This window comes from Vibrio sp. 10N.222.52.B7 (assembly GCF_041474275.1).
Classification (GTDB): domain Bacteria; phylum Pseudomonadota; class Gammaproteobacteria; order Enterobacterales; family Vibrionaceae; genus Vibrio; species Vibrio crassostreae_C.
On record NZ_JBFRTU010000057.1, the window covers coordinates 1 to 20,691 of the forward strand.

General features: G+C 43.0%; 18 protein-coding genes and 1 pseudogene. 14 read left to right on the forward strand and 5 right to left on the reverse strand.

Annotation, left to right across the window (positions count from 1 at the left end; genetic code table 11):
- The first annotated feature begins 24 nt into the window (after nt 1-24).
- From AB4512_RS15200 to AB4512_RS15225, 6 genes are all read left to right on the forward strand, one after another.
- A complete protein-coding gene (locus AB4512_RS15200) occupies nt 25-1,623 on the forward strand; it encodes a bifunctional aspartate transaminase/aspartate 4-decarboxylase (RefSeq protein ID WP_372128095.1) in 1,599 nt (532 codons plus the stop codon).
- Between the two features lie 206 nt (nt 1,624-1,829).
- Nucleotides 1,830-2,687, forward strand: coding sequence for a pyridoxal kinase PdxY (gene pdxY / locus AB4512_RS15205; RefSeq protein WP_017060057.1), 858 nt, complete (start codon nt 1,830-1,832; stop codon nt 2,685-2,687).
- A 213-nt stretch (nt 2,688-2,900) separates the two neighbouring features.
- Nucleotides 2,901-4,073 (forward strand): patatin-like phospholipase family protein, encoded by a 1,173-nt coding sequence (locus AB4512_RS15210; protein WP_372159105.1) that lies wholly within the window; start codon nt 2,901-2,903, stop codon nt 4,071-4,073.
- Nucleotides 4,074-4,090: 17 nt separating this feature from the next.
- Nucleotides 4,091-4,516: a hypothetical protein gene (locus tag AB4512_RS15215; RefSeq protein ID WP_104216057.1), complete on the forward strand. Its 426-nt coding sequence runs from the start codon at nt 4,091-4,093 to the stop codon at nt 4,514-4,516.
- A gap of 158 nt (nt 4,517-4,674) precedes the next feature.
- Nucleotides 4,675-5,580, forward strand: a complete 906-nt coding sequence (locus AB4512_RS15220; protein ID WP_102394484.1) for a LysR family transcriptional regulator — start codon at nt 4,675-4,677, stop codon at nt 5,578-5,580.
- Between the two features lie 261 nt (nt 5,581-5,841).
- Complete coding sequence (locus AB4512_RS15225; protein WP_017069662.1) at nt 5,842-6,993, forward strand: BamA/TamA family outer membrane protein; 1,152 nt, start codon at nt 5,842-5,844, stop codon at nt 6,991-6,993.
- Nucleotides 6,994-7,076: 83 nt separating this feature from the next.
- Here AB4512_RS15225 and AB4512_RS15230 read toward each other — a convergent pair whose 3' ends face one another.
- The 3 genes from AB4512_RS15230 to AB4512_RS15240 all read right to left on the reverse strand — a co-directional run bounded on the left by AB4512_RS15230 (nt 7,077) and on the right by AB4512_RS15240 (nt 11,639).
- Nucleotides 7,077-7,634 carry a PhnA domain-containing protein gene (locus tag AB4512_RS15230; RefSeq protein WP_017060062.1) on the reverse strand — a complete coding sequence of 186 codons (558 nt, stop codon included), beginning with the start codon at nt 7,632-7,634 and terminating at the stop codon, nt 7,077-7,079.
- A 228-nt stretch (nt 7,635-7,862) separates the two neighbouring features.
- Nucleotides 7,863-10,367, reverse strand: coding sequence for a VolA/Pla-1 family phospholipase (locus AB4512_RS15235; RefSeq protein WP_372175137.1), 2,505 nt, complete (start codon nt 10,365-10,367; stop codon nt 7,863-7,865).
- An 18-nt stretch (nt 10,368-10,385) separates the two neighbouring features.
- Entirely contained in the window at nt 10,386-11,639 is a 1,254-nt protein-coding gene (locus tag AB4512_RS15240; protein ID WP_102394482.1) for an outer membrane protein transport protein, read from the reverse strand.
- A gap of 358 nt (nt 11,640-11,997) precedes the next feature.
- Between AB4512_RS15240 and AB4512_RS15245 the strand changes: the two genes are divergently transcribed.
- Nucleotides 11,998-13,080 carry a site-2 protease family protein gene (locus AB4512_RS15245; RefSeq protein WP_017060065.1) on the forward strand — a complete coding sequence of 361 codons (1,083 nt, stop codon included), beginning with the start codon at nt 11,998-12,000 and terminating at the stop codon, nt 13,078-13,080.
- A 137-nt stretch (nt 13,081-13,217) separates the two neighbouring features.
- On the opposite strand, the gene AB4512_RS15250 is transcribed toward AB4512_RS15245, so the two are convergent.
- Entirely contained in the window at nt 13,218-14,006 is a 789-nt protein-coding gene (locus AB4512_RS15250) for a M48 family metallopeptidase (protein WP_372175138.1), read from the reverse strand.
- 139 nt (nt 14,007-14,145) lie between these two features.
- Between AB4512_RS15250 and AB4512_RS15255 the strand changes: the two genes are divergently transcribed.
- The 5 genes from AB4512_RS15255 to AB4512_RS15275 all read left to right on the forward strand — a co-directional run bounded on the left by AB4512_RS15255 (nt 14,146) and on the right by AB4512_RS15275 (nt 17,972).
- A complete protein-coding gene (locus AB4512_RS15255) occupies nt 14,146-14,571 on the forward strand; it encodes a hotdog fold thioesterase (protein WP_017060067.1) in 426 nt (141 codons plus the stop codon).
- 95 nt (nt 14,572-14,666) lie between these two features.
- A complete protein-coding gene (locus AB4512_RS15260; RefSeq protein WP_017064605.1) occupies nt 14,667-14,900 on the forward strand; it encodes a DUF3389 domain-containing protein in 234 nt (77 codons plus the stop codon).
- A 153-nt stretch (nt 14,901-15,053) separates the two neighbouring features.
- On the forward strand, nt 15,054-16,745 hold the full coding sequence (locus tag AB4512_RS15265; protein WP_017069657.1) for an SgrR family transcriptional regulator: 1,692 nt from the start codon (nt 15,054-15,056) through the stop codon (nt 16,743-16,745).
- 48 nt (nt 16,746-16,793) lie between these two features.
- On the forward strand, nt 16,794-17,699 hold the full coding sequence (locus AB4512_RS15270; protein WP_372175139.1) for a DMT family transporter: 906 nt from the start codon (nt 16,794-16,796) through the stop codon (nt 17,697-17,699).
- 21 nt (nt 17,700-17,720) lie between these two features.
- Nucleotides 17,721-17,972, forward strand: coding sequence for a hypothetical protein (locus AB4512_RS15275; RefSeq protein ID WP_372175140.1), 252 nt, complete (start codon nt 17,721-17,723; stop codon nt 17,970-17,972).
- A 125-nt stretch (nt 17,973-18,097) separates the two neighbouring features.
- Here the strand turns inward: AB4512_RS15275 and AB4512_RS15280 are convergent.
- Nucleotides 18,098-18,729, reverse strand: a pseudogene (locus AB4512_RS15280) (DUF2238 domain-containing protein).
- 175 nt (nt 18,730-18,904) lie between these two features.
- On the opposite strand from AB4512_RS15280, the gene AB4512_RS15285 reads away from it, so the two are divergent.
- Complete coding sequence (locus tag AB4512_RS15285) at nt 18,905-19,744, forward strand: isopenicillin N synthase family dioxygenase (protein WP_372175141.1); 840 nt, start codon at nt 18,905-18,907, stop codon at nt 19,742-19,744.
- 309 nt (nt 19,745-20,053) lie between these two features.
- Nucleotides 20,054-20,674 carry a DNA-J related domain-containing protein gene (locus AB4512_RS15290; RefSeq protein WP_029235437.1) on the forward strand — a complete coding sequence of 207 codons (621 nt, stop codon included), beginning with the start codon at nt 20,054-20,056 and terminating at the stop codon, nt 20,672-20,674.
- Nucleotides 20,675-20,691: the final 17 nt, after the last annotated feature.

Here is a 20,691-nt window from a genome sequence, read left to right on the forward strand (position 1 = left end):
ATATTAAATTATTAGGTAAATATTATGACTACTCAAACTCCAACTATCGATTTTTCAAAATTCGCTGACCTAAGCCCATTCGAGCTAAAAGACAAACTGATTGAAGTGGCGCAAGCTGTGCCAGATCGTGCACTTCTTGATGCAGGTCGTGGTAACCCTAACTTCCTAGCAACGCTACCTCGTAAAGCATTCATCCGTCTTGGTGAGTTTGCGGTAGCAGAAGCAGAGCGTAACTACGCTTACCTAGGTGGTGATTTCGGTGGTATCCCTGATGGCGTCGGCATCGTTGAGCGTTTCGACACGTTCGCAAGCCAATATGCAACAGACAAAGGAGTTGATTTCCTACGTCGTGCACTAAGCTACGCAAAAGACCGTCTAGGCATCGAAAAACAAGCGTTCCTAAACGAGCTAGTACTGGCTTACCTTGCGTGTAACTACCCAGTGCCACCACGTATGCTAGTGAACATCGAGAAAGTGGTTAAACAATACATCGCAGAAGAGATGTACGGCCCAATGCCAATGACGACTAACTTTGACCTGTTCGCAACAGAAGGCGGCACTGCGTCAATGACGTACACGTTCGCAACCATGTTCAACAATGGTCTATTGAAAAAAGGTGACAAAGTTGCGCTAATCACGCCAATCTTTACACCTTACCTAGAAATCCCAGAGCTAGCAGAATATGAGCTGGAAATCGTAGAGCTACGCCTTGATGAGACCACTTGGCAGCTACCAATGTCTGAAATCGAGAAACTGGCAGATACAGACATCAAACTACTTTGCGTCGTTAACCCTGCTAATCCAGCATCAGTGAAATTCTCTGACGAGACTCTAGAGAACCTAACAAACTTTGTGAATGAGCAACGCAGTGACCTATTCATCATCACAGATGACGTGTACGGCACATTCGCAGATGAGTTCGTTTCTCTGTTCGCAAAACTACCGTATAACACACTATGTGTTTACTCATTCTCTAAATACTTCGGTGCAACAGGCTGGCGTCTAGGCACTATCGGTATTCACGATGAGAACGTGTTCGACGATACACTTCGCTCATTCAGTGAAGCGACACAGTGCCAATTGGACGACCGTTACAAAACGCTAACTCCAGAGCCACGTGACATCAAATTCATCGACCGCATCGTTGCTGATAGCCGCAGCGTAGCATTGAACCATACTGCAGGTCTGTCTCTACCACAACAAGTACAAATGGCGATGTTTGCATTAACTTGTCTAATGGACTCAGAAGGTCGCTACAAAGCCGCTTGTAAACGCATCATCCGTGAGCGCTACACAACGCTTTACAAAAACATGGGTGTAGCAATCGAAGAGAACAAAGACCGTGTGGATTACTACACACTACTAGAGCTAGACACGCTAGGTGGCAAACTTTACGGTCAAGAGTTTGTCGACTGGTTCAAAGCTAACGAGAAAGGTAAAGACTTCCTATTCCGTCTTGCTCACGAAACCGGCGTAATCTTACTACCTGGTAAAGGTTTCGACACAGTACACGCATCAGTACGTGTATCACTAGCGAACCTTACTCACCACGAGTACGAGCTAATCGGCCGTGCAACACGCACTGTATTGGATGAGTACTTCGCTGAGTTTCAAGACGCATAAGTTCAAGTCTGGCTTAGAATCAAATACATGATTTAAAGCCGATGACGTCCAACTCATTAAGAATAAGCCTCGGCGATGTCGAGGCTATTCCGACCAAATAAGCACAGTGGTTAGATCGATAAAACTTCCTATCTTGATGTTCCGTTGTGTTTATTTAGTCGTCTTATCCAAGTATTCAAATCCATTTCAAACTGAAAGAGCGACGCATGAAAAGCATTATTTCTATTCAATCTCACGTGGTTTACGGGCATGCAGGAAACAGTTCTGCGGTTTTTCCAATCCAAAGAATGGGACTCGATGTGTGGCCAATCCACACTGTTCAGTTCTCTAATCACACTCAATATCAACAAGGTTGGACCGGGCAAACATTCGGCTCAGATGATATTCGAAACTTGATTCGAGGCTTAGACAACATCAACGTACTGAAAGACTGTGGTGCGATCCTATCGGGTTATCAGGGAAGCGCAGACCAATGTAAAGCGGTTGCCGAGTCGGTTAATTTAGTTAAAGAAAAGAACCACAGTGCACTCTATGTTTGTGACCCTGTAATGGGTGACCCAGATAAAGGTTGTATCGTTGAGGATGGCGTTAGAACCGCCATTACTAAACACTTGCTTCCTATAGCCGATGTTATAGTGCCAAACCAATTTGAACTAAGTGAATTGACCGGCATTAAAATCCTCTCCCTTTATGACGCGGTTACAGCATGTAAGAAAGCATTGGAGCTTGGTCCAAAGATGGTGCTCGTGAAGCATCTTCACTCATTACCCGATGACGCGTTCAGTATGATTTTAGCAACGAAAAAGGCATGTTATTTAGCCCAACGACCGAACATTGAATTTGCTCAACAACCGGTTGGTGTCGGTGACCTTATCTCTGGCCTGTTTACCGCAGGGTTAATAAAGAGAATGTCTCCCGTAGCTGCATTCCGACATGCAAATAACGCGGTCTATGGTGTGTTGGAGCTAACTAAAAGCTATGGCACTTGGGAGCTACAAACAATCAATGCACAATATGAATTTGTAGAGCCTACCCACGATTTCAACGTGGTCAAAATCGGGTAGAGCGTTTAACTCCGATAGTGGTGGAGGGTGTACCTATTCGATGGGTCGCATCCTACAAACGAGATTACGAGCTAAGACTAAACCTAGCTATATTACTCCCAGAAAGAGACGGACTTCACTTTATCCCTATTTATTAACTTCTCTGTTTATAGCTGTTCTTTTGATTAAACAGAGTCTCTGAATCATTTTAGAGAACATTAAATGAGCCTAATTATGAACCGTCTAGTTTCCTCGGGTTTTACCGTTGCTTTGTCATTACTTGTAGTGGCATGTAGCTCACCCCACACGTTGGATGTACGCGTACACAAAGACAATTACAAAGAAGTGGTTGTAGAAGAAGCGATATCAGTAAAAGAGCCATTGCGTATGTGGGCGAGTGAGAACCCAGACTTCTTATACTCTCCAATCGATCAAACAACGCCAATTAAAGTGTCAGGTGAGCAACTAAATATCTTAGCTTTGTCAGGAGGCGGCGCGAACGGAGCCTTTGGAGCCGGTATTTTGATAGGGCTGGAAGAATCTGGCCAATTGAAAGACTACTCAATAGTTACTGGCATCAGTGCAGGAGCGCTAATGGCACCATTTGTATTCATCGGCGGAGATGCATTTCCGAAGATGAAGGAGGTGATGTTAAACATCAATGACAAATCAGTGCTCGGCAAAAAGAACTTTTTAAACACCGTGTTTAAAGATGCTTTTACTGACGGTAAAAACTTGAATCAATTTATCGCTCAGGCGTTCCCTGAACCGATGATCGAGCAAATTGCTGCGCGACACCGCAACGGTAAGCGTTTGTTTATTGGTAGCACACACTTTGATTCTGGAGAGCTTGTCATTTGGAATGTGGGCGCAATTGCAAATAGTGACATGCCAGATAAGTCTGAACTTATATATAAGGTTTTAGCAGCAAGTGCTTCTATTCCTGGAGTCTTCCCACCGCAGTTTATCAATGTGAAGTACGAAGGTAAAAGTTATGAAGAACTTCACGTCGATGGTGGTTTAGCCGCTCAAGTATTTTTCAATCCATCTAACTTCGACTATCAGCAGATCTCAGATGCTCTTGGGTTAGAAAAACCACCACAGCTCGATGTTATTCGAAATGGAGCACTGAAAGCGCCGTACCACTCGCTGAGAGATAAGGGTCTAGATTTAGTAGCAAAGAGCGTATCAAGCCTGACTCTTGCTCAAACACGTGGTGATTTATATCGAATGAAATACATCTGTGAAATCAACAACATTGATATGCAATTTACTTACATCGAGCACGACTTTGGTTACGCCAAACGAACCAAAGACATGTTTGATGAACACTATTTATTAACCATATACGAATATGGTTATCACAAAGCAACTCAGGGCAAACCTTGGGTAACAGAATTACCTTAATTTAGGGATATCGTAAAATGAATAAAACAGTTTTAGCGCTACTTATCATGGCAACGTCTAGCGCTGCCATGGCACAAAATGTGACCTCAATGGAACAGCAAAAAGTCGATAACGACATGCTACAACTGGCCGACGTTCAACAAGAAGCGGCGTTGTTCATGGTTGAAGAAAATTCAGACTACGTGGAGATTGACTACATTGGTCAGTGGGTTGACGTGAACAATTACGTCACACACAAAGAAGCTAAAGAACGCCAGCTTCAAAAGACCACCAAGAAATACATTTACTCGCAAACAGGTGAAACTCTAGAATCCATCGAGCAGCGAATTGCTGAGCATATTCAAGTGGACCAACCTAGATATTTCAGTGTCGATGTTTACCGTAATTACCACGGTGATTCTGGGGACTTTAACTATCTAGCTCGAATTATCGAATACATTTAAGTTATTCGTTTGACATCAACGATAAAACCTACTAGCTTAAGTAGGTTTTTTTGTTTCAAATTGACGAATTATTTTCACTAATATTATTCTGACAAAGTAGATATTTCGCCAACCTGTGATAATTTAAATACATAACGATTAAAAGTAAGCACAACAAAATGAATTTCAGCATTGAACAACTTCTCGCGTTCGTTACCGTTTATGACCAACTCTCTTTCAGCAAAGCCGCCGTTAAACTCAATAAACACAGAACGACAATCGGGCAGGTTATTACTAACCTTGAAGACCAACTCGCGGTAAGCCTATTTGAAAGGGTTGGGCGCTCTGTAAAGCCGACAGAAGACGGGCATCTTCTTTACCATTACGCTAAACAAACCATTGAACAAGCTCGTACCTTCGATAAGGTAGCATTGAGCCTCTCTTATGGCGGGTTGGAAAACATCACCTTTGCTTATTCTGGTGTGATACCTCATCAAATGCTTTTGGATATTCGAAAGAAACTGCGTCGTGATTTCCCGATGATGCGAGTGAACTTTTTAATCCGAAACAAAAAGGATATTAAGAAGGGCCTTCAAAGTGGCGAGTACCACTTTGGATTAGTCAATGTGCATGACAGCCGGGGTATACACAGCTTTGATGCGACTTTTCTAGGTCACATTGAGTTTTCCCCATTCGTTCAAAAAAATGGTGAGTTCTCATCTTTGGCGCAAGAGGATGTACTTTTAGCGTTAAGAAATTCAAAGCAGTTTATCTTGAGATCGTTTATTGAAGAGGGAATGTCAGAAAAAGTAACCATCAGCTCCGATAACGAAGAAGTCGATCAATTGGCGTTAGTTATTAAAATGGTTGAAGCCGGTTTAGGGTGGGCACTGTTACCAAAAACGTTTGCTCATTCTGAATTTTCCCATTACGACATTGAACCTATACAGTCGTCTGAAATGCACCAAGGATTCAAATTCGGTTTTGCGCTTTGGTGCAATCATTCTAAGCAAGTGAAGGATGTAAAATTATCGGTTTTATCTGTTATACAAGAACATGTTGATCGAGTATTGAGTCAATATTAGCAAAGGAAGAATGTAGGTAACTTATTAATAGAGGCTCATTTATATGAGCCTTTTGCGTTTCTGTCATCTCGAAAGCTCTTTAATTTTGTAGGGCGACATCCTCTATATAGGAGTAGGGCAACACCATTATTTGGCCTATTCTATGCCCGTCGATTAAGGACCCCCTTTATTGGCAATAAGTGTTTAATTTCTATGTTTATTGCAAGGAAGCAAACTTTCGGCCGGGTTTCGTCACCCGGTCTTTTTTATGAGGCAAATTTTATGACTCGCTGCGGCGGCATTGTTCTTCTTTCCTGCTTTTTATTTACAACATCTTCTTTCGCATCGTTTTATGATCCTGTTGATGGTCAATTTGATATGGGGCATCACCTTGCGGAAAACGCATATGGATTTTTGCCTATCCCAATTTTGATTACCGAGCCTGCGGTGGGGTACGGCGGCGGTGTGGCTGGTTTGTTTTTACATGAGACGGATGAGGAAAAGCGACAAAGAAAGCAAGCTGCTCTTTCTGCCATAGATGGTGGTGCGCAGTTAGTACCCTCAGCAATGTCAGTAGTGGGCGCAGTAGGGACAGAGAACGAAACTTGGTTTGTATTTGGTGGCCATAGACGATCTTGGATGAATGATTCCATTCGTTACACAGGAGGCGGCGGCTTTGGTGTTGCGAATTTGGATTTGTACACATCAATCAACTGGGGCCCCATAGATCATGACCTTAGAATAGGCACGTCAACTTCGGTAGCCGTACTTTCACAAAAGGTGCAGTTCCGGATTGGGCATACGCCTTGGATGTTGGGAATAAAGCAGTTATTAGCTAAGTCTGAGATTGAATTTGATAACATGGTTTTAGACCGTATTTTGGGTAACGAATCGGTTACTTCTGGTTTAGGGTTGGAGGCTGAATATGACACAAGAGATAATTTATTTTATCCAACCAAAGGTTACAAATTGTCTGCAGATTACATGGTGTACGACGATGCGATTGGCAGTGATTACAATTACCGAAATTTGAACATAGATGGCGAAGCCTATATCCCAATTGCCAATAAATGGACGTTAGGCTTGGCTGCAAATTATCAAAGCTTCGAACAGCAAGACCTGTTTGTATCACCCACAGCGAAACCGTACGTGTCGTTACGCGGGGTGTCATCTTATCGGTACCAAGGAGATGAGATTGAAACAATTCAAGGCCAATTGACGTATAGCATCACTCATCGTTGGAAGGTGTCTGGGTTTTACGGTTCAGGGGTTGCAAAGCAAGATAACGGCATAAGCCACGACAGTACCGTCAATGCCGGAGGTGTCGGCTTTCGATACCAAATCGCGAGACGTTACGGTTTGCATCTTGGGATGGATTATGCGCAAAGCCATGAAGAACGCGCTATCTACTTTAACGTAGGCAGTGGTTTCTAGAACAACGGAATAGGTTAAATTTTTCCAAGAAAAAAGGCGCTAATTAGCGCCTTTTCGTTTTCTATCACTTTCTTACAGTAAGATTACTTCTTACGGCAGAACTCAGCGATTACGTACATTGATTGACCGCCGTTTGTTTTACCAGAAACAAGCTTAGGATCGTCACCAACGCTGATACCACGAATAACAGTACCTTGCTTAATCACTTGGTTAGTACCTTTGATTGGCAGGTCTTTGATTACTGTTACGTCGTCACCTTTCTTAAGTTCAACGCCATTCACATCAAGAGGCTTGTCATCAGCAGACATGCCGATTTGTGCCCAAACTGATGTTTCTTCTTCAAGGTACATCATGTCTAGCGCGTCCTGAGCCCAGCTTTCTGTGTTCAGACGAGTAAGTTGACGCCATGCCGTTACTTGAACTGGCGCTTCCTGGCTCCACATGCTGTCAGTCAGACAACGCCAGTGGTTGATATCTTTAGGATCGTCAATCTCACCAAGACATTTGTCACATACCATGATGCCGTGATCCACTGTTACGTGGCTGTGTGGCGGCACTGCGTATGCAGTAAGAGAAGAATCAGAACCACATAGTTCACATTTAGATTGGCAGCGTTCTAGCATAGTAGCTTCAGAAGACATAATGGACTCACATTTATTAGGTATTAAATTACGGGGCTATTATCCACTTTATTTACAATAAAGAAAGAGGTCGTACGGTATTCTGTCTTGATTAATTTTAGCTGAGATCAACCATTTGTGTTTTAAAGTTTTATGCAAACGGTTAACTAGGGAAGGTTAGCTAGTCACAGGAACAAAAATGCCAGCGGTTAGGCTGGCATTTGGTTAAATTAAATTTTGCTCATGCGCTTACTTACTCGCATCTAACAAGCCAGCGGTTACGCTTGCAATGCCAGTACCTTGCGACAAGGTAAATTGTACAATTTGTGAGGTCATTTCTGCGTTGGCTGCTGCATCACCAGCATTTTGCTGAGAAATTACAGTGGAGTGGTCTGCTTCTGAAGATGCTTTGTCAAAATACGAAGCCAGCTTGTCTCCCGAAGAGTCCAGTGCAGTATTAACCAAGGATAACTTTTTAAACAGGGGTTCGGTACCTGCTGTTGGAAACTCAGCGACCGAGTTTGGTATCGTTTCGTCACCATTCGCTTGAATACCAAGCACAGGTCCCGTAGTTGTAGATGCAATATTATATGGGTCAACGTTATCTAGAACTGTTTGCGCAGCATAAGTGAATGAAGTAAGGATCGAGTCGATTGTCGCTTTGACTGCTTTGTCTGAGGCTGAAGCACTATCATTACTTAGGGCTGTGTAGTATTCATTAAAGCAATCACCACCTGACTTACTGACTGGCACACAGTTACTTACATAATGTGCTTGGTACTCGGTTACACTTGATAGGCTCACGGTGTGCTTAATCTCAGGAGAAAACGAGCCTGACTTAAGCAAGAAAGGGGCAATGCCACCACCTGGGTTAGCAAGTGTTGCACTTGTATAACTAAACATAGAATCAATAGCAGGGTTCAACGAACTGTTACCAACGGTATAAGAGCTGATACCTGTAATCGCCCCGATAGAATGCCCAAATAGAGACACATTCGTTTTGTCGAGGCTACTAAATGCTGCATCAGTAGCAGAATTTAACGCAAAACGAACTCCAAGACCATCAATGGCGCTCTGACGGATGTTATCTCGTGCAACAGGTAAATACTCAAGATTCATGTATACAGTAGGTGTTGTTGGTGTCGTAACAATATCTGCACTTAGTGCGCGTTGACCGTGAAGTGGTTGGTCGATAGCAATAATTGCATAGGGTTTGTATGGTGCAGATCCAGTAAGTGCGCCGCCAATATGCTGCATCGCAAAAGCATAAGCACTCTCTTTGATGCTAGTGATACCGTGTTGGTACTGTAAAATTGGTAAACTGCTGTCGATAGCTGCTCCTTCAGGTACAAACATAACGAACGGCACTGACTTTGCTGCTCGAATTTGCGGTACAGCGCTGTATTTCGTCATAACTCTAGCGCTATCCAATTGCTCTCCGCTTGCAAGAGTTAACTTTTCTCCAATGAGTAATTGTTGGTACTCTGCTTGATAGAGTTGAGCAGCAGGCTCTGTGATCCCTAAACCTGCCAGCTGTGTAGCAATAGCTGTTTTGTCCGAGTCACTTCCTGAGCTGAGTACATTCAAGATAGTTAAAACACTAGGCATCGCACTGCGCCAAGGCGTTGTTTTCCACGCATTGTTAGTTAACGAATCTGACAGGAAGTACGGTAATTTAACTGTTCCTCGATACACTTGAATAGAAGCTGCTGCTGGTGTTGAAAAGTTAGTGTTATAACCCGCAGCTAATTGTGTTGCAGCATCGTCACCAAATGCACTCTTAAACATCGCGTCAGCTTGTACAGCTGTAGCAAAATCCTGTTTCGTTCCATCAACTGTAAATGTATACAGATTATCAAGATCAGCTTCCGAAATACTATTTGGATTCGCTAGGTTCTTCCATATATCAGACGGGGTAACTGCGGGGCTAACTGTTTGTGCAATTGCAGCTTTGGTCCCGTTCATAACGTTACCTGCCGACGCAGTAGTAAACCAAGATGAGTATATGATTTCATCTGAGCTTGATACAGAACCATAGCCAGCGAACAACGCTTCAACTTGATGGATGATTTTCTGTGGTAAATCGAGCGAGCCTGCTTGGTCAATATCTGTCGTTTTTAAAGATGCGTAAGAGCTTGATGTTCCAAGTGGTTCATCTGCGCTATCAACAATTGAGTCAGTTAATGCATAGATGTAGTCAGAGCTAGGATCTAAACCTTTAAGAGGCAACACTTGTATGGTCTTAAAATCACTAGATGCCACTAAGTAGTCAACGCCAGCAGTTAGCGCAGTAAAGTTAGACATTACACCAGTGCTCAGGTCAACATCCACTTTAGCAACTTTTACACCGGCATTTAGGTGCGCGCTAAACGGTGTCGTACCCATCATCACGACATCATTCTTCAGCGTCCTATCACTTGGAAGATTCACATTGATAGTGAACGGCATGATAGTACTCCAACCATCAGCTTCCCCCATGGCTACTTTTGGATCATTCAAGAGCCCCGTTGAATTTGCATCTAACGGAATATTTAGAGTGTGATCGTTGGTATCGAACAAGAAAAACGAAGGAAGAGGAACATCCGCTTCATTACCTAGAAGAGTGAAGCTAATTTTTGAACTTCTAGCTAATGATTGGTTGATTGCATCTGAATAAGGTGCCGCTGTTGAATCACCAGAGCTTTCACTATTGTCGCCACAGCCCGCAAGTAGTAATGCTGAGCATACGAGAGATAAAGAAAATTTGTTGTTCATGTAATTATTCCCGTACGGTTAGTTGAAGATGTAGTTAAGTTGTATCGCTGAAAGGTAAGCAACGCCTTCAGCATCAAATGTAAGCTTTTGTCCTGCCGCATCAGTTTCGGTAAACGAACCGCTTTCACTTTGTACGAGTGCAAATGCAGCATCGACAGTCATATTCTCTGAAATAGCGTAGGTGAGACCTGCTGAATACCACATACGATCGCTGTCTGGGATGCTTAATGTCGCTTCACCAGCTTGCTCGTCATACGCTAGGCCCGCTCGTACCGTCCAATTTTGATTAACCATGTAAGTTCCACCTACAGACCATCTCTGATTGTCTTCGTAATGTTCGGTTTTTAAGAAACATTCATTGTTTTTACAGTCTGAACTAGTGGCTTTTAACTCTTTGAACTTACTCCACTTAGTTAACTGCCAACCATAGTGTATTGCCCAAGCATCGTTAAGTTGATGAAAAGCAGATAATTCGAAGATATCGGGCAGTTCAATTTCTAGACGCCCTGTGGTTTTACCAGGAGCGCCGTTTTCCATTTTTAGACCTGTGTAATCAGTGAACTCACCGTCATCAAAGTCGAGTTCAACGGATGAGCGGTAACCAAACCCAAAACGGTTGTACTCGTTCAGTTCATATAACGCACCTACATTCCAACTAAAAGCAAAAGTCTCACCAGTCATCGAGATTAGTTTGTCACTTGGTGAGCCACCAACAGGAAGGCTGCCTTTGTGTCTGTTGAGCTCGGCCTCTGCATAAACAAAGTTAACTCCAGCTCCAACACTAAAACTATCGTTAACTCTGTACGCGATATTTGGATTTAAGTTGACTGAAATTAGTGATGTGTCACCTGCCAAATCACCAGCATAAATATCATCTGGGTAATCAGTGGCTACTCCGTAAGTCGTGAACATGCCAATTCCCCAAGCCCATTTGTCGTTGATAGGACTAATGTAATAAGCAGCAGGGACAATTTGTAAAGGAGCTACATCTGATGATTTTTGGTTGAAGTCGTTGTCATTGATTTTGGTTTGAGTAACGTCTACCTCGGGATCAACGATAGAAACCGCGCCTGAAAACTGTGCTGTATCAAATAGGGTCATTGCGGCGGGGTTTCTCGCTAGTACACTCGCGTTATCAGCTACTGCACCTTCACCTGAAAAGGCACGACCAAGACCTGAGGCAGAATGCTCAGCAACTTGGAAACCAGCCGCAAGTGAGTTACATGCAAATAGTACTGAAAGTGAAACGAGAGAGCGTTGTATTGTTTTCATCCTTGACCCTCCTAGGGCATCGAATTTCGTTATTATGGTTTGAAAACACACTGAGCATTTTTGGTGTTGAAGCTCTAATGTAAATGGCATGTTAAATTCATGTTTTATATAAAGTCAAAGAAAGAGTTGTTATTTTGTGAGGTTATGTTTTAAAGGGGCGGCACTTTAACATCGATAATATAAGTATAATCAATAATTTATTCGTGGTTAGAGGTGTGACCAGAGTGTTTATGCATCGTTGCGGTATAAATAGTGTTCAATAGCTCAATATGTAACAACTTTGTTTCTGTTTACCACCATTCGCTAAATCGGCATAATATCGACACTCGTTAGAAGTCATTAAATTGGAATTTTAAGTTTGGAATTACTCGCGATAGAGTTTCTTGGTAAACCGCTTCGTTTAGAAGGATCAATGGCAGGGTGGCAACAGTTGTATTGGGATAACACTTTGGTATCTCAATTAGATGCGACCACAGACCAAGAAGACGCCCGAAAACACGAATTTACACTACGCGCTGGCGAAGAAACGTTGCAGTGTCACGTTGAATCGACCGTTCAGTGGCAACCGTTTGAGATGACGTATAAAGCGTCGGTGAATGGGCAAACCATTACCGAAGGCAATCGAAACACCAAAGATATTGAACAACAAACTCCTGTTGTCGCTCCTAAACCAGAGAAGCGTTTTAGCTTAATTGGGTTGGTGTCGCTTGGTATGAAAGCGCTTAAAAGCGCCAAGCTAATCAAGGTCGTACTTGCTTCTGCGAGTTTAGCGGCCTATTCATGGTTGTTTTCAATTCAGTTCGCTTTGGCCTTAATCGCCTGTTTAATGTTCCATGAGTACGGTCATATTAGAGCGATGAAATACTTCGGCATGAAAACCAAAGGGATCTATTTGATACCATTTCTTGGTGGCTTGGCGTTATCCGATGAAAAGATTAATACGCGTTGGCAAGATGTGGTTATCTCAATCATGGGGCCATTGTTCGGCCTGATATTGTCGTTAGTATTTATGGTGCTGTATTGGGCGACTGGCGAAATGTTCTTTGCCGGCCTTGCAGTATTTAATGCTCTATTAAACCTGTTCAATCTATTGCCGATTTTGCCTCTCGATGGCGGACATGTTCTTAAAAGTATCAGTTTCTCGATGAACAGTGTGCTTGGCATTGTACTTTGTGTCGCGGCTGCCGTTGCTGGTGTGGTATTGAGTTATCAGTTGAATTTAACCCTGTTTGGTTTCTTATTGATCATGGGCAGTGTTGAAATACTGTTTGAATGGAAAGGACGTCATCACAGTCACTTGTTACCGTTAGACAAATACGGGCAAGTCGTGTCGTTCGTTTGGTATGTAGGTTTAGTGAGCAGTTTGATTGGTGTTATCTGGTATTTTGCATCTACTGGTGATCAGCTATTAAGCCTACCATTACAAATTCTTGGTACTTAACGAGTGAGTTTCTGTTGTTGGAATTATCCAGCTGCTTAGTGCACTTGAACTGTTAGCAAGCAAGAAACTGAAAATGCCCTAACCAATATGGATAGGGCATTTTTGTATTTACACCAGCTAGGCGATTCTTACTTAGATTACGCTTTGCAATTTGGTCTTGGTGAACCTGATTGAGGAAGCGTTTTTATCGTTGCTTGTAGATCTTTAATACGCGTACTGTGGGAAGGGTGCGTAGAAAGCAATTCTGGCGGTTGATTGCCCCCTGATGCTTTGGCCATGTTTTGCCACAAATTAACACTTTGGTTTGGATCGAACCCTGCTTGAGCCATATACTCTAAACCAACAACATCGGCTTCAGACTCTTGAGTTCGCCCATACGGTAGAATAACGCCATATTGAACGCCTAATCCTAACGCGGCCATCGTCATACCTTGATATTGTTTGTACTCTGATGCACCTAACGCGACATTAGTAATAGACAAGCCAGTATTAGCGAGTTGAGACTGAGACAGGCGCTCATTACTGTGGTCTGCAAGAACGTGTGCCACTTCGTGACCGATAACCGTCGCGAGTTGGTCTTGATTGACTGCGACCTTGAGTAAGCCCGTGTATACACCAATTTTGCCGCCAGGTAGGGCGAATGCATTCACTTGGTCACTATCAAACACAACAACTTCCCATTCACTAAAACCTTGTTTAGGAATGTGTTGAGTAATACTGTTCGCTACGCACTGAACATAAGCGTTAGTTTTGGCATCTTTGCTGATGGGTTGTTCTTTTTTCATTTGTTCAAAAGACTGTGCTCCAAGCTGAGACATGTCTTTATCTGAAAAAAGCAGCAATTGGTTTCTGCCTGTCGGAGAAGCGCTACACGCGGTTAGGCCTGCAAGTGTGAGAAGCGAGGCAAACTTCATCCATGACGTCATACAATATCCTCTGTGTATTCGGTTTTTATGCATGTTAACATCAACTTGCGTAATAGCTAAGGGCTGTAAGATAACTAACAGCGGTAATATAGAAAAAAGCTATGCACGCGATAACAAGATCAATAATTAAGGAACCTATATGAGTATTTGGAAAAAGCCCGTTGACCTAGATACCTTCAACGCGACCTCAAAAAATACCTTAATTGAACACCTCAACATTGTTTACACCGAAGTAAATGACAATTCTTTGGTAGCAACCATGCCGGTTTGTCACTTTACGCACCAACCACTGGGTATGCTTCATGGCGGCGCATCGGTTGTGCTAGCAGAAACGCTTGGCTCATTGGCTGCAAACTTCTGCGTACCAGAAGGCTATTATTGCGTTGGGCTCGATATCAATGCGAACCACGTAAGGTCAATGCGTGAAGGGCATGTCATTGGTACTGCTGAGCCTATTCACTTGGGCGTCTCTACTCAAGTATGGCAGATCAATATCACTGATGATCGTCAACGCTTAGTTTGTACCAGTCGTTTAACCATTGCCGTTAAGAAACATAAGCGATAATAGAGTAGGCAGTCGTACGCTGATTTTGTCTTTAGAAGAAGTAATCAGTACTTAGAACAAGCAATCAGTATTTAAAGAAGTAACCCGAGAAGCCCATGGTCATAACGTTTAAAAGTGGAAAAGTCATCGCAACCGCACATGAATTGGTTGTTCGTTTAGATGGTGAGCATAGAGTCACGCTGCAAGCCCAAGTTGATGCAATTCAATTGATCGGAAAAGGGGCAAATGTCATTTCAGCTAACGGTTCTGAGTGTAAATGGTCGATAAAATTAGACGATGAACAGCAGCTCCGTGAAATCGCTAATGAAATTGGCTGCGACGTAATGTAATCCTTTACGGTAAAAGCACTTAACCCTTAAGACTGAATAACATCTTAGGGTGTCGTACTCATAATTCACAATAAAATTGTGTCAGTAATATTGATTTTACGCCATAAAATAGGGAAACTGAATTCAATGTCCTTTGAATAAGTTTTCCTCTTTATGAGCAGCCCAAGACTTCGCGTTCAATTTGAAACCCTGTTTGAATACTTCGATGGTAAAGATTCTGATGTTCAACTCGACGACATCACGGATGTGCTTTGTTGTACCCGTCGTAATGCCCGAATGGTACTCAACAAGCTTGAAGAAGAAGGGTGGGTAGAATGGTTACCTGCAGCTGGTCGAGGGAAGTTATCTCAACTTATCTTTAAACAGAATCGTTGTGATGTCAGCGAGAACCTAGCAAGACGCTATTTACAAGAAGGCAAAATTGGACAGGCGCTGTCAGTGCTTGATCACAATGCTGCCAAACTCACCCAAGTTATTCAAAACTACTTGGGTGTACAGTATCAAGAAGGCGAACAAGTTATTCGTTTGCCTTATTACCGTCCGCTATCCATGCTTAACCCAACCAAATCGATGCGTCGTTCAGAGCAACATATCGCTTGTCAGGTATTCAGTGGGTTGACTCGTCTAGATGAGAATGACCAACTTCAACCCGATCTTGCTCATTCATGGCAAAAAATCAGCGATTACCAATGGCGATTCTTCTTGAGACCCGGTGTTCGTTTCCATAACGGGGAACCTCTGTTAACCAATCATGTTGTGGATACACTGCTTGCACTCGAACCTCTCAACATGTTTTCGCATATCAAAGATGTCTCTTCACCTGCAAATTGTGTAGTAGATGTTTTTCTCACACGTCCAGACAAGTATTTTCCCCTCGCACTAACGGAATCGGTCGCTAAAGTCACATTACCGATCACTTTACGTGGTGAAGACTACGATATTCGACCGATTGGAACGGGACCTTATCGCATTGAAAAGAACGACGAGAAACAACTCGTGTTAACCGCTTTTAATGGGTACTTTGGTTTCAGACCGTTAATTGATCGCGTTGAAGTTTGGGTGGTGGATGAGGCTTATTCTTCAATGGTTTACCCAAGCCTATCTAAGCCTGTTATGGCCGACCGTGGCGATAGCGATGAAGTAGAACTCGATCCTGGCTGCACGTATTTACTGCTCAATAGAAAGAAGGGTATTGCACAAGATCCCGCATGGGCACAGTTTTTATCTAACGCGTTGAATGCGGCGGATCTGTTTGTTCATATTCCAAAAGAGACTGTTATCGATTTGGGCGTGTTACACGCTTATGGGATAAAACCCGGTTGGTATGACATAAAGTTAAAAGTGCCCGTTTGTCCACCAGCAGATTCGAAGCCTACCATAAGATTAGCGTATCAATGCCAACACCCAATGTTCCCAACGCTTGCAAAGGCGATTGTCACGGTGCTGAAGCAATACAACGTCGATGTTGATCTTTACGGTTACGAAACCGATCCTCCGCACGCCGATGATGTTGATGTTTGGATTAACCCTATGGGCATCGCCAATAACAGAGACGACGCCTTGGCTGGCTGGTTAATGGACTACAGTTTTCTTGATGAATCTAGCCCGGCAGAGGACTTCGACCAATGGTGTCACATGATTGACCGTTGGCGTTCTGGTGAATTCGAGCAATTCCCAGCACGACAGTTAGGTAAACAACTGGTCCAAAGCAATCAATTGATCCCGATGTTCCATTGCTGGTTAGGCGTTAATAAAGATCAATGTGGTACGTTGCAAAACGCGAAATGTAATGCATTAGGTTGGTTCGACTTTAGCCAAGTTTGGGTGAAGCCTGACGTTGATTGAAATCCAAGAAAACTCAATTAGGACCAAATAACTCATTTAGGAAAAACGATGCAAACTCTGATGGTTACATTTATTACGCTGGTGGCATTTGCTGCGAATTCAGTTTTGTGTCGCTGGGCCTTAATGGATCAAACGATCGATCCTTTGAGCTTTTCGATCGTTCGCATCTTATCTGGTGCGCTTACGCTTCTGATTTTATTAACTTTGTCTTCCCAATCTAAAGCTAGACGTGTGTTAACAAACAACACATCGCTATACACAAGGCTAAAATCACAGTTTCAATTCACGTCAATACTGTCACTGCTCGTGTATATGTTTGGTTTCTCGTTTGCTTACTTAGAGCTCGGCGCAGGTCTTGGTGCTCTGGTGTTGTTTGTCGCAGTGCAATTTACGATGATTGCCGCGCACTTGCTTTCTGGAAACAGAATGTCGCTCATTGAGTGGGGCGGGTGTTTGTTATCTGTGGCAGGGCTTGTTTATTTGTTAATGCCAACGGAATCGACTCAAGCACCCGACTTAGTTTCTATTATCTTGATGTCTCTGGCCGGAATTGGGTGGGGCATTTACACATTGGCAGGAAAGAAATCGTCAAACGCACTGCAATCGACCACCGCTAACTTTGGATTCAGCTCGCTAGTTATCCTTGTGGCATTGAGCTTATTAGTTTTAATACCTAATGCATTAACGCAAGTGTCTATCATTGAGCAAGGTTTGATTTACGCGGTTATATCGGGCTCTGTGGCTTCTGGTATCGGTTATAGTTTGTGGTATTACGTAGTGAAAAAACTGAATACCGTGGTTGCGTCTATTGCACAGCTTTCTGTTCCAGTTATCGCGACACTTGGTGGCGTATTACTGTTATCTGAACCTGTCACTATGCAATTTATAGTCTCATCAACCGTTATACTTCTTGGGATAAGCTTGGTTCTTGTCGCACCTAAACTTAAGAAATAAAGAGTTCAATCATTAACTTCTATGGCTAAACCAAACAAGAAACAACCGACCAAGACGGTTCAGATTTTCTGTGCCAAATGCAAAACGCAGCTTTTTAAGTATCGGAAAGGTGGCAAAGGTGCACTCGTGAAATGTTTTAAGGAGCGTATCGTTGAAGATTTCACGACAAAACCATGTGTGTGCCCTGAATGCGGGATTGAATTTGCGCGAGACACTTTGGTTCGAGGTACGCCAGCCTACAAGTTTGTTGGTGGCAAGGTAGCGATGAAATAACCCGTCACGATGAAATAACCTGTCACATTAAAACGAGCAAACAATGCTGAAACTAAAAATGCCACAGCGCAGTTTGTGTGTGGCATTTCAACATTGCTTTTGATACTCAGAGTAAAGAATTGAGCTCAGTAAGCTCTGACACGCCATTGAAGCTTAAGAAGTAATAGCGAGACAATTGCGCCCGTGGTGTCACACAGCATATCTTTCTGTGCATCCCAAATATCACCTTGTGAGCCAAGGAACGCGATACCTTCATCACCACCTGCAATCTCCGCGTACCACCACTCGATAATTTCATAACCTGCAGCCACACTCATGATCGCAAATAGCGCAAAGAAACATGCCAGCACCGGTTGAGCCAGTTTTTACGAATCAAGTACTCAGCGAGTGGGTAAGCATAAAGGCCAATTGAGAAATGCGCGACACGATCAAAGTTATTACGCTCAGAACCTATCATGTTGTTGAACCAATCAAATGGCACTTCTGCGAAGGTATATTTCGCGCCTATCGTATGCAAAATTAGCCAGATAAACATTAAAACGTAAGCTGTCTTAGTGAAGGTGAGCTTTGTTGATAACCACCAGATTCCCACCAATATCGCAAGCGCTGGGACAATTTCGGCAATCCATACCGCTCTTGAAGAGGGAGCAAACGCTGAAAATAGAAACACAATCAGATACAGCGTCGTCAATGACAGTAATGGTCTATTTTGAGCAAGTGGCGTAATTGTCATCATCAGATCCTGTATTAGTTTCATGTATAGTTACACAATAATGAACAGTGTTCAATTGTTCTCTAATCACCATATTTGTTGAAAACCGGCGTTATCGCCCAGTATCTAGACAAACGGTTGCGAGAGTTTCACAAAAGTTTGATTTACAACAAAGCGATCCTTAAAATCGCTCTATTACTACATAACAAGAAAGAAAGTCATGAAACTGGAAACTGTCGATTACCTTGCTGACGACGCAGCAGAACAATTTGTTCGCTCTCTACGTGAAACTGGTTTTGGTGTTCTTAAGAACCACCCAATCCCGAAAGAGCTTGTTGAGTCAATTTACGAAAACTGGTACCAATTCTTCATCTCTGAAGAAAAAGAGAACTTCCACTTTAATGTTGAAACACAAGATGGATATTTTCCACCTTCAGTGTCTGAAGTTGCTAAGGGCCACACTGTAAAAGACATCAAAGAGTACTTTCACGTATACCCATGGGGTCAAATCCCTGAGCAGCTGAAAGAACAGATTCTAGATTACTACCAACGTGCGAATGCTTTTGCTCAAGAGCTGCTAGGTTGGGTTGAAGCTCATGCTCCTAAAGAAGTACAAGAGAAATTCTCTATTGCGTTATCAGAAATGATCAACGGCAGTGAACAGACTCTGCTTCGTGTTCTTCACTACCCACCAATGCAAGGTGATGAAGAGCCAGGTGCAATCCGCGCTGCGGCACACGAAGACATCAACTTACTGACGGTTCTTCCTGCTGCAAGCGAGCCGGGCCTTCAAGTTAAAGCTCAAAATGACGAGTGGCTAGATGTTCCATGTGACTTCGGTAACATGATCATCAACATCGGTGACATGCTTCAAGAAGCATCTGGTGGTTACTTCCCATCGACAACTCACCGTGTAATCAACCCATCAGGTGAACGCGAAGAGAAGTCTCGTATCTCTTTGCCTCTATTCCTTCACCCGAAACCAGAAGTAGTGCTATCTGAAAAGTACACAGCAAACGAATACCTAATGGAACGTCTAAGAGAGCTTGGCGTTATCTAGTCAGTTCAATGCTTCGTCCCTAAAATTGGGATAGATGTGAAAGGTCAGCTAAGTCGCTGACCTTTTTTGTATCCGTACCAAAGAATTGCGGCTTTATTACTAACGGTTGTATTCAACGAAATGGTACTCAGTTTTGACGATAAAAGGTGCCTTTAAGCCAAACGTTAGAAAGTTGTTTGTCCTTAAGCTCGACAAATCTTAGAAAATCGCTTTCAATTAAAGAAGATACGCAACGGATGCGAAACAGGTTACTTATAGTAACCACAGTTCTAGAAATCCATTAATTCAGAGAAGCTAACTGAGTCAACTATGTCGAATTATCAAGATGTGAGAGCAAACTTTCATTGCCATATGGAAAACCCATTGCTTTGGCCGATAATGGAAGTGCTTAAGCAAAAGCCAAGCGGATGGAAAGTACACACATTGGCAGCTCATCTGAACGATCTTGGGTTTGTGCCAGTGTTGGATGCTGTGCCTGAGAAAGAGTTGTTTAAAAAGAACTTCCTTATCATGAATGCGCTTTATCAGCTTCAAGAAACCTTACACCCAGATGGTTGGCTCCAAGTCCAAGCGATGGACATCGAATTGATGAATGGTCGTTATCACGGAAGCAGTCACAGCATCGATCATCAAGACCCACTTCGAGAATACTACATTAATTGGGTTAACTATGAAGCGGATGAAGGTGAAGTCAAAAGGCTGTTGAACGAATTTTGGACTCGGTATAGAAAGTATGTGGGTGGTGATGAACTCGATATGGATCGAAGTCGAGCATTGAACCTGTTTGAGTTACCTTTAGACGCGACACACCATGAAATTAGAAAACGTTGGCGACAACTGGCATTGAGATGGCATCCGGACAGAGACGAAGGCAACACCGCAAAATTTCAGACGCTCTGTGAAGCATGGCATGTATTAAGAAGCTCATAATCGACAGGCATTTTTAG

Bases quoted from the DNA above. Each gene is read 5' to 3' on its own strand.
- AB4512_RS15200 (WP_372128095.1), top strand. From the start codon at position 25: ATGACTACTCAAACTCCAACTATCGATTTTTCAAAATTCGCTGACCTA.
- pdxY (WP_017060057.1), top strand. From the start codon at position 1,830: ATGAAAAGCATTATTTCTATTCAATCTCACGTGGTTTACGGGCATGCA.
- AB4512_RS15210 (WP_372159105.1), top strand. From the start codon at position 2,901: ATGAACCGTCTAGTTTCCTCGGGTTTTACCGTTGCTTTGTCATTACTT.
- AB4512_RS15215 (WP_104216057.1), top strand. From the start codon at position 4,091: ATGAATAAAACAGTTTTAGCGCTACTTATCATGGCAACGTCTAGCGCT.
- AB4512_RS15220 (WP_102394484.1), top strand. From the start codon at position 4,675: ATGAATTTCAGCATTGAACAACTTCTCGCGTTCGTTACCGTTTATGAC.
- AB4512_RS15225 (WP_017069662.1), top strand. From the start codon at position 5,842: ATGACTCGCTGCGGCGGCATTGTTCTTCTTTCCTGCTTTTTATTTACA.
- AB4512_RS15230 (WP_017060062.1), bottom strand. From the start codon at position 7,634: ATGTCTTCTGAAGCTACTATGCTAGAACGCTGCCAATCTAAATGTGAA.
- AB4512_RS15235 (WP_372175137.1), bottom strand. From the start codon at position 10,367: ATGAACAACAAATTTTCTTTATCTCTCGTATGCTCAGCATTACTACTT.
- AB4512_RS15240 (WP_102394482.1), bottom strand. From the start codon at position 11,639: ATGAAAACAATACAACGCTCTCTCGTTTCACTTTCAGTACTATTTGCA.
- AB4512_RS15250 (WP_372175138.1), bottom strand. From the start codon at position 14,006: ATGACGTCATGGATGAAGTTTGCCTCGCTTCTCACACTTGCAGGCCTA.
- AB4512_RS15255 (WP_017060067.1), top strand. From the start codon at position 14,146: ATGAGTATTTGGAAAAAGCCCGTTGACCTAGATACCTTCAACGCGACC.
- AB4512_RS15260 (WP_017064605.1), top strand. From the start codon at position 14,667: ATGGTCATAACGTTTAAAAGTGGAAAAGTCATCGCAACCGCACATGAA.
- AB4512_RS15265 (WP_017069657.1), top strand. From the start codon at position 15,054: ATGAGCAGCCCAAGACTTCGCGTTCAATTTGAAACCCTGTTTGAATAC.
- AB4512_RS15270 (WP_372175139.1), top strand. From the start codon at position 16,794: ATGCAAACTCTGATGGTTACATTTATTACGCTGGTGGCATTTGCTGCG.
- AB4512_RS15275 (WP_372175140.1), top strand. From the start codon at position 17,721: ATGGCTAAACCAAACAAGAAACAACCGACCAAGACGGTTCAGATTTTC.
- AB4512_RS15285 (WP_372175141.1), top strand. From the start codon at position 18,905: ATGAAACTGGAAACTGTCGATTACCTTGCTGACGACGCAGCAGAACAA.
- AB4512_RS15290 (WP_029235437.1), top strand. From the start codon at position 20,054: ATGTCGAATTATCAAGATGTGAGAGCAAACTTTCATTGCCATATGGAA.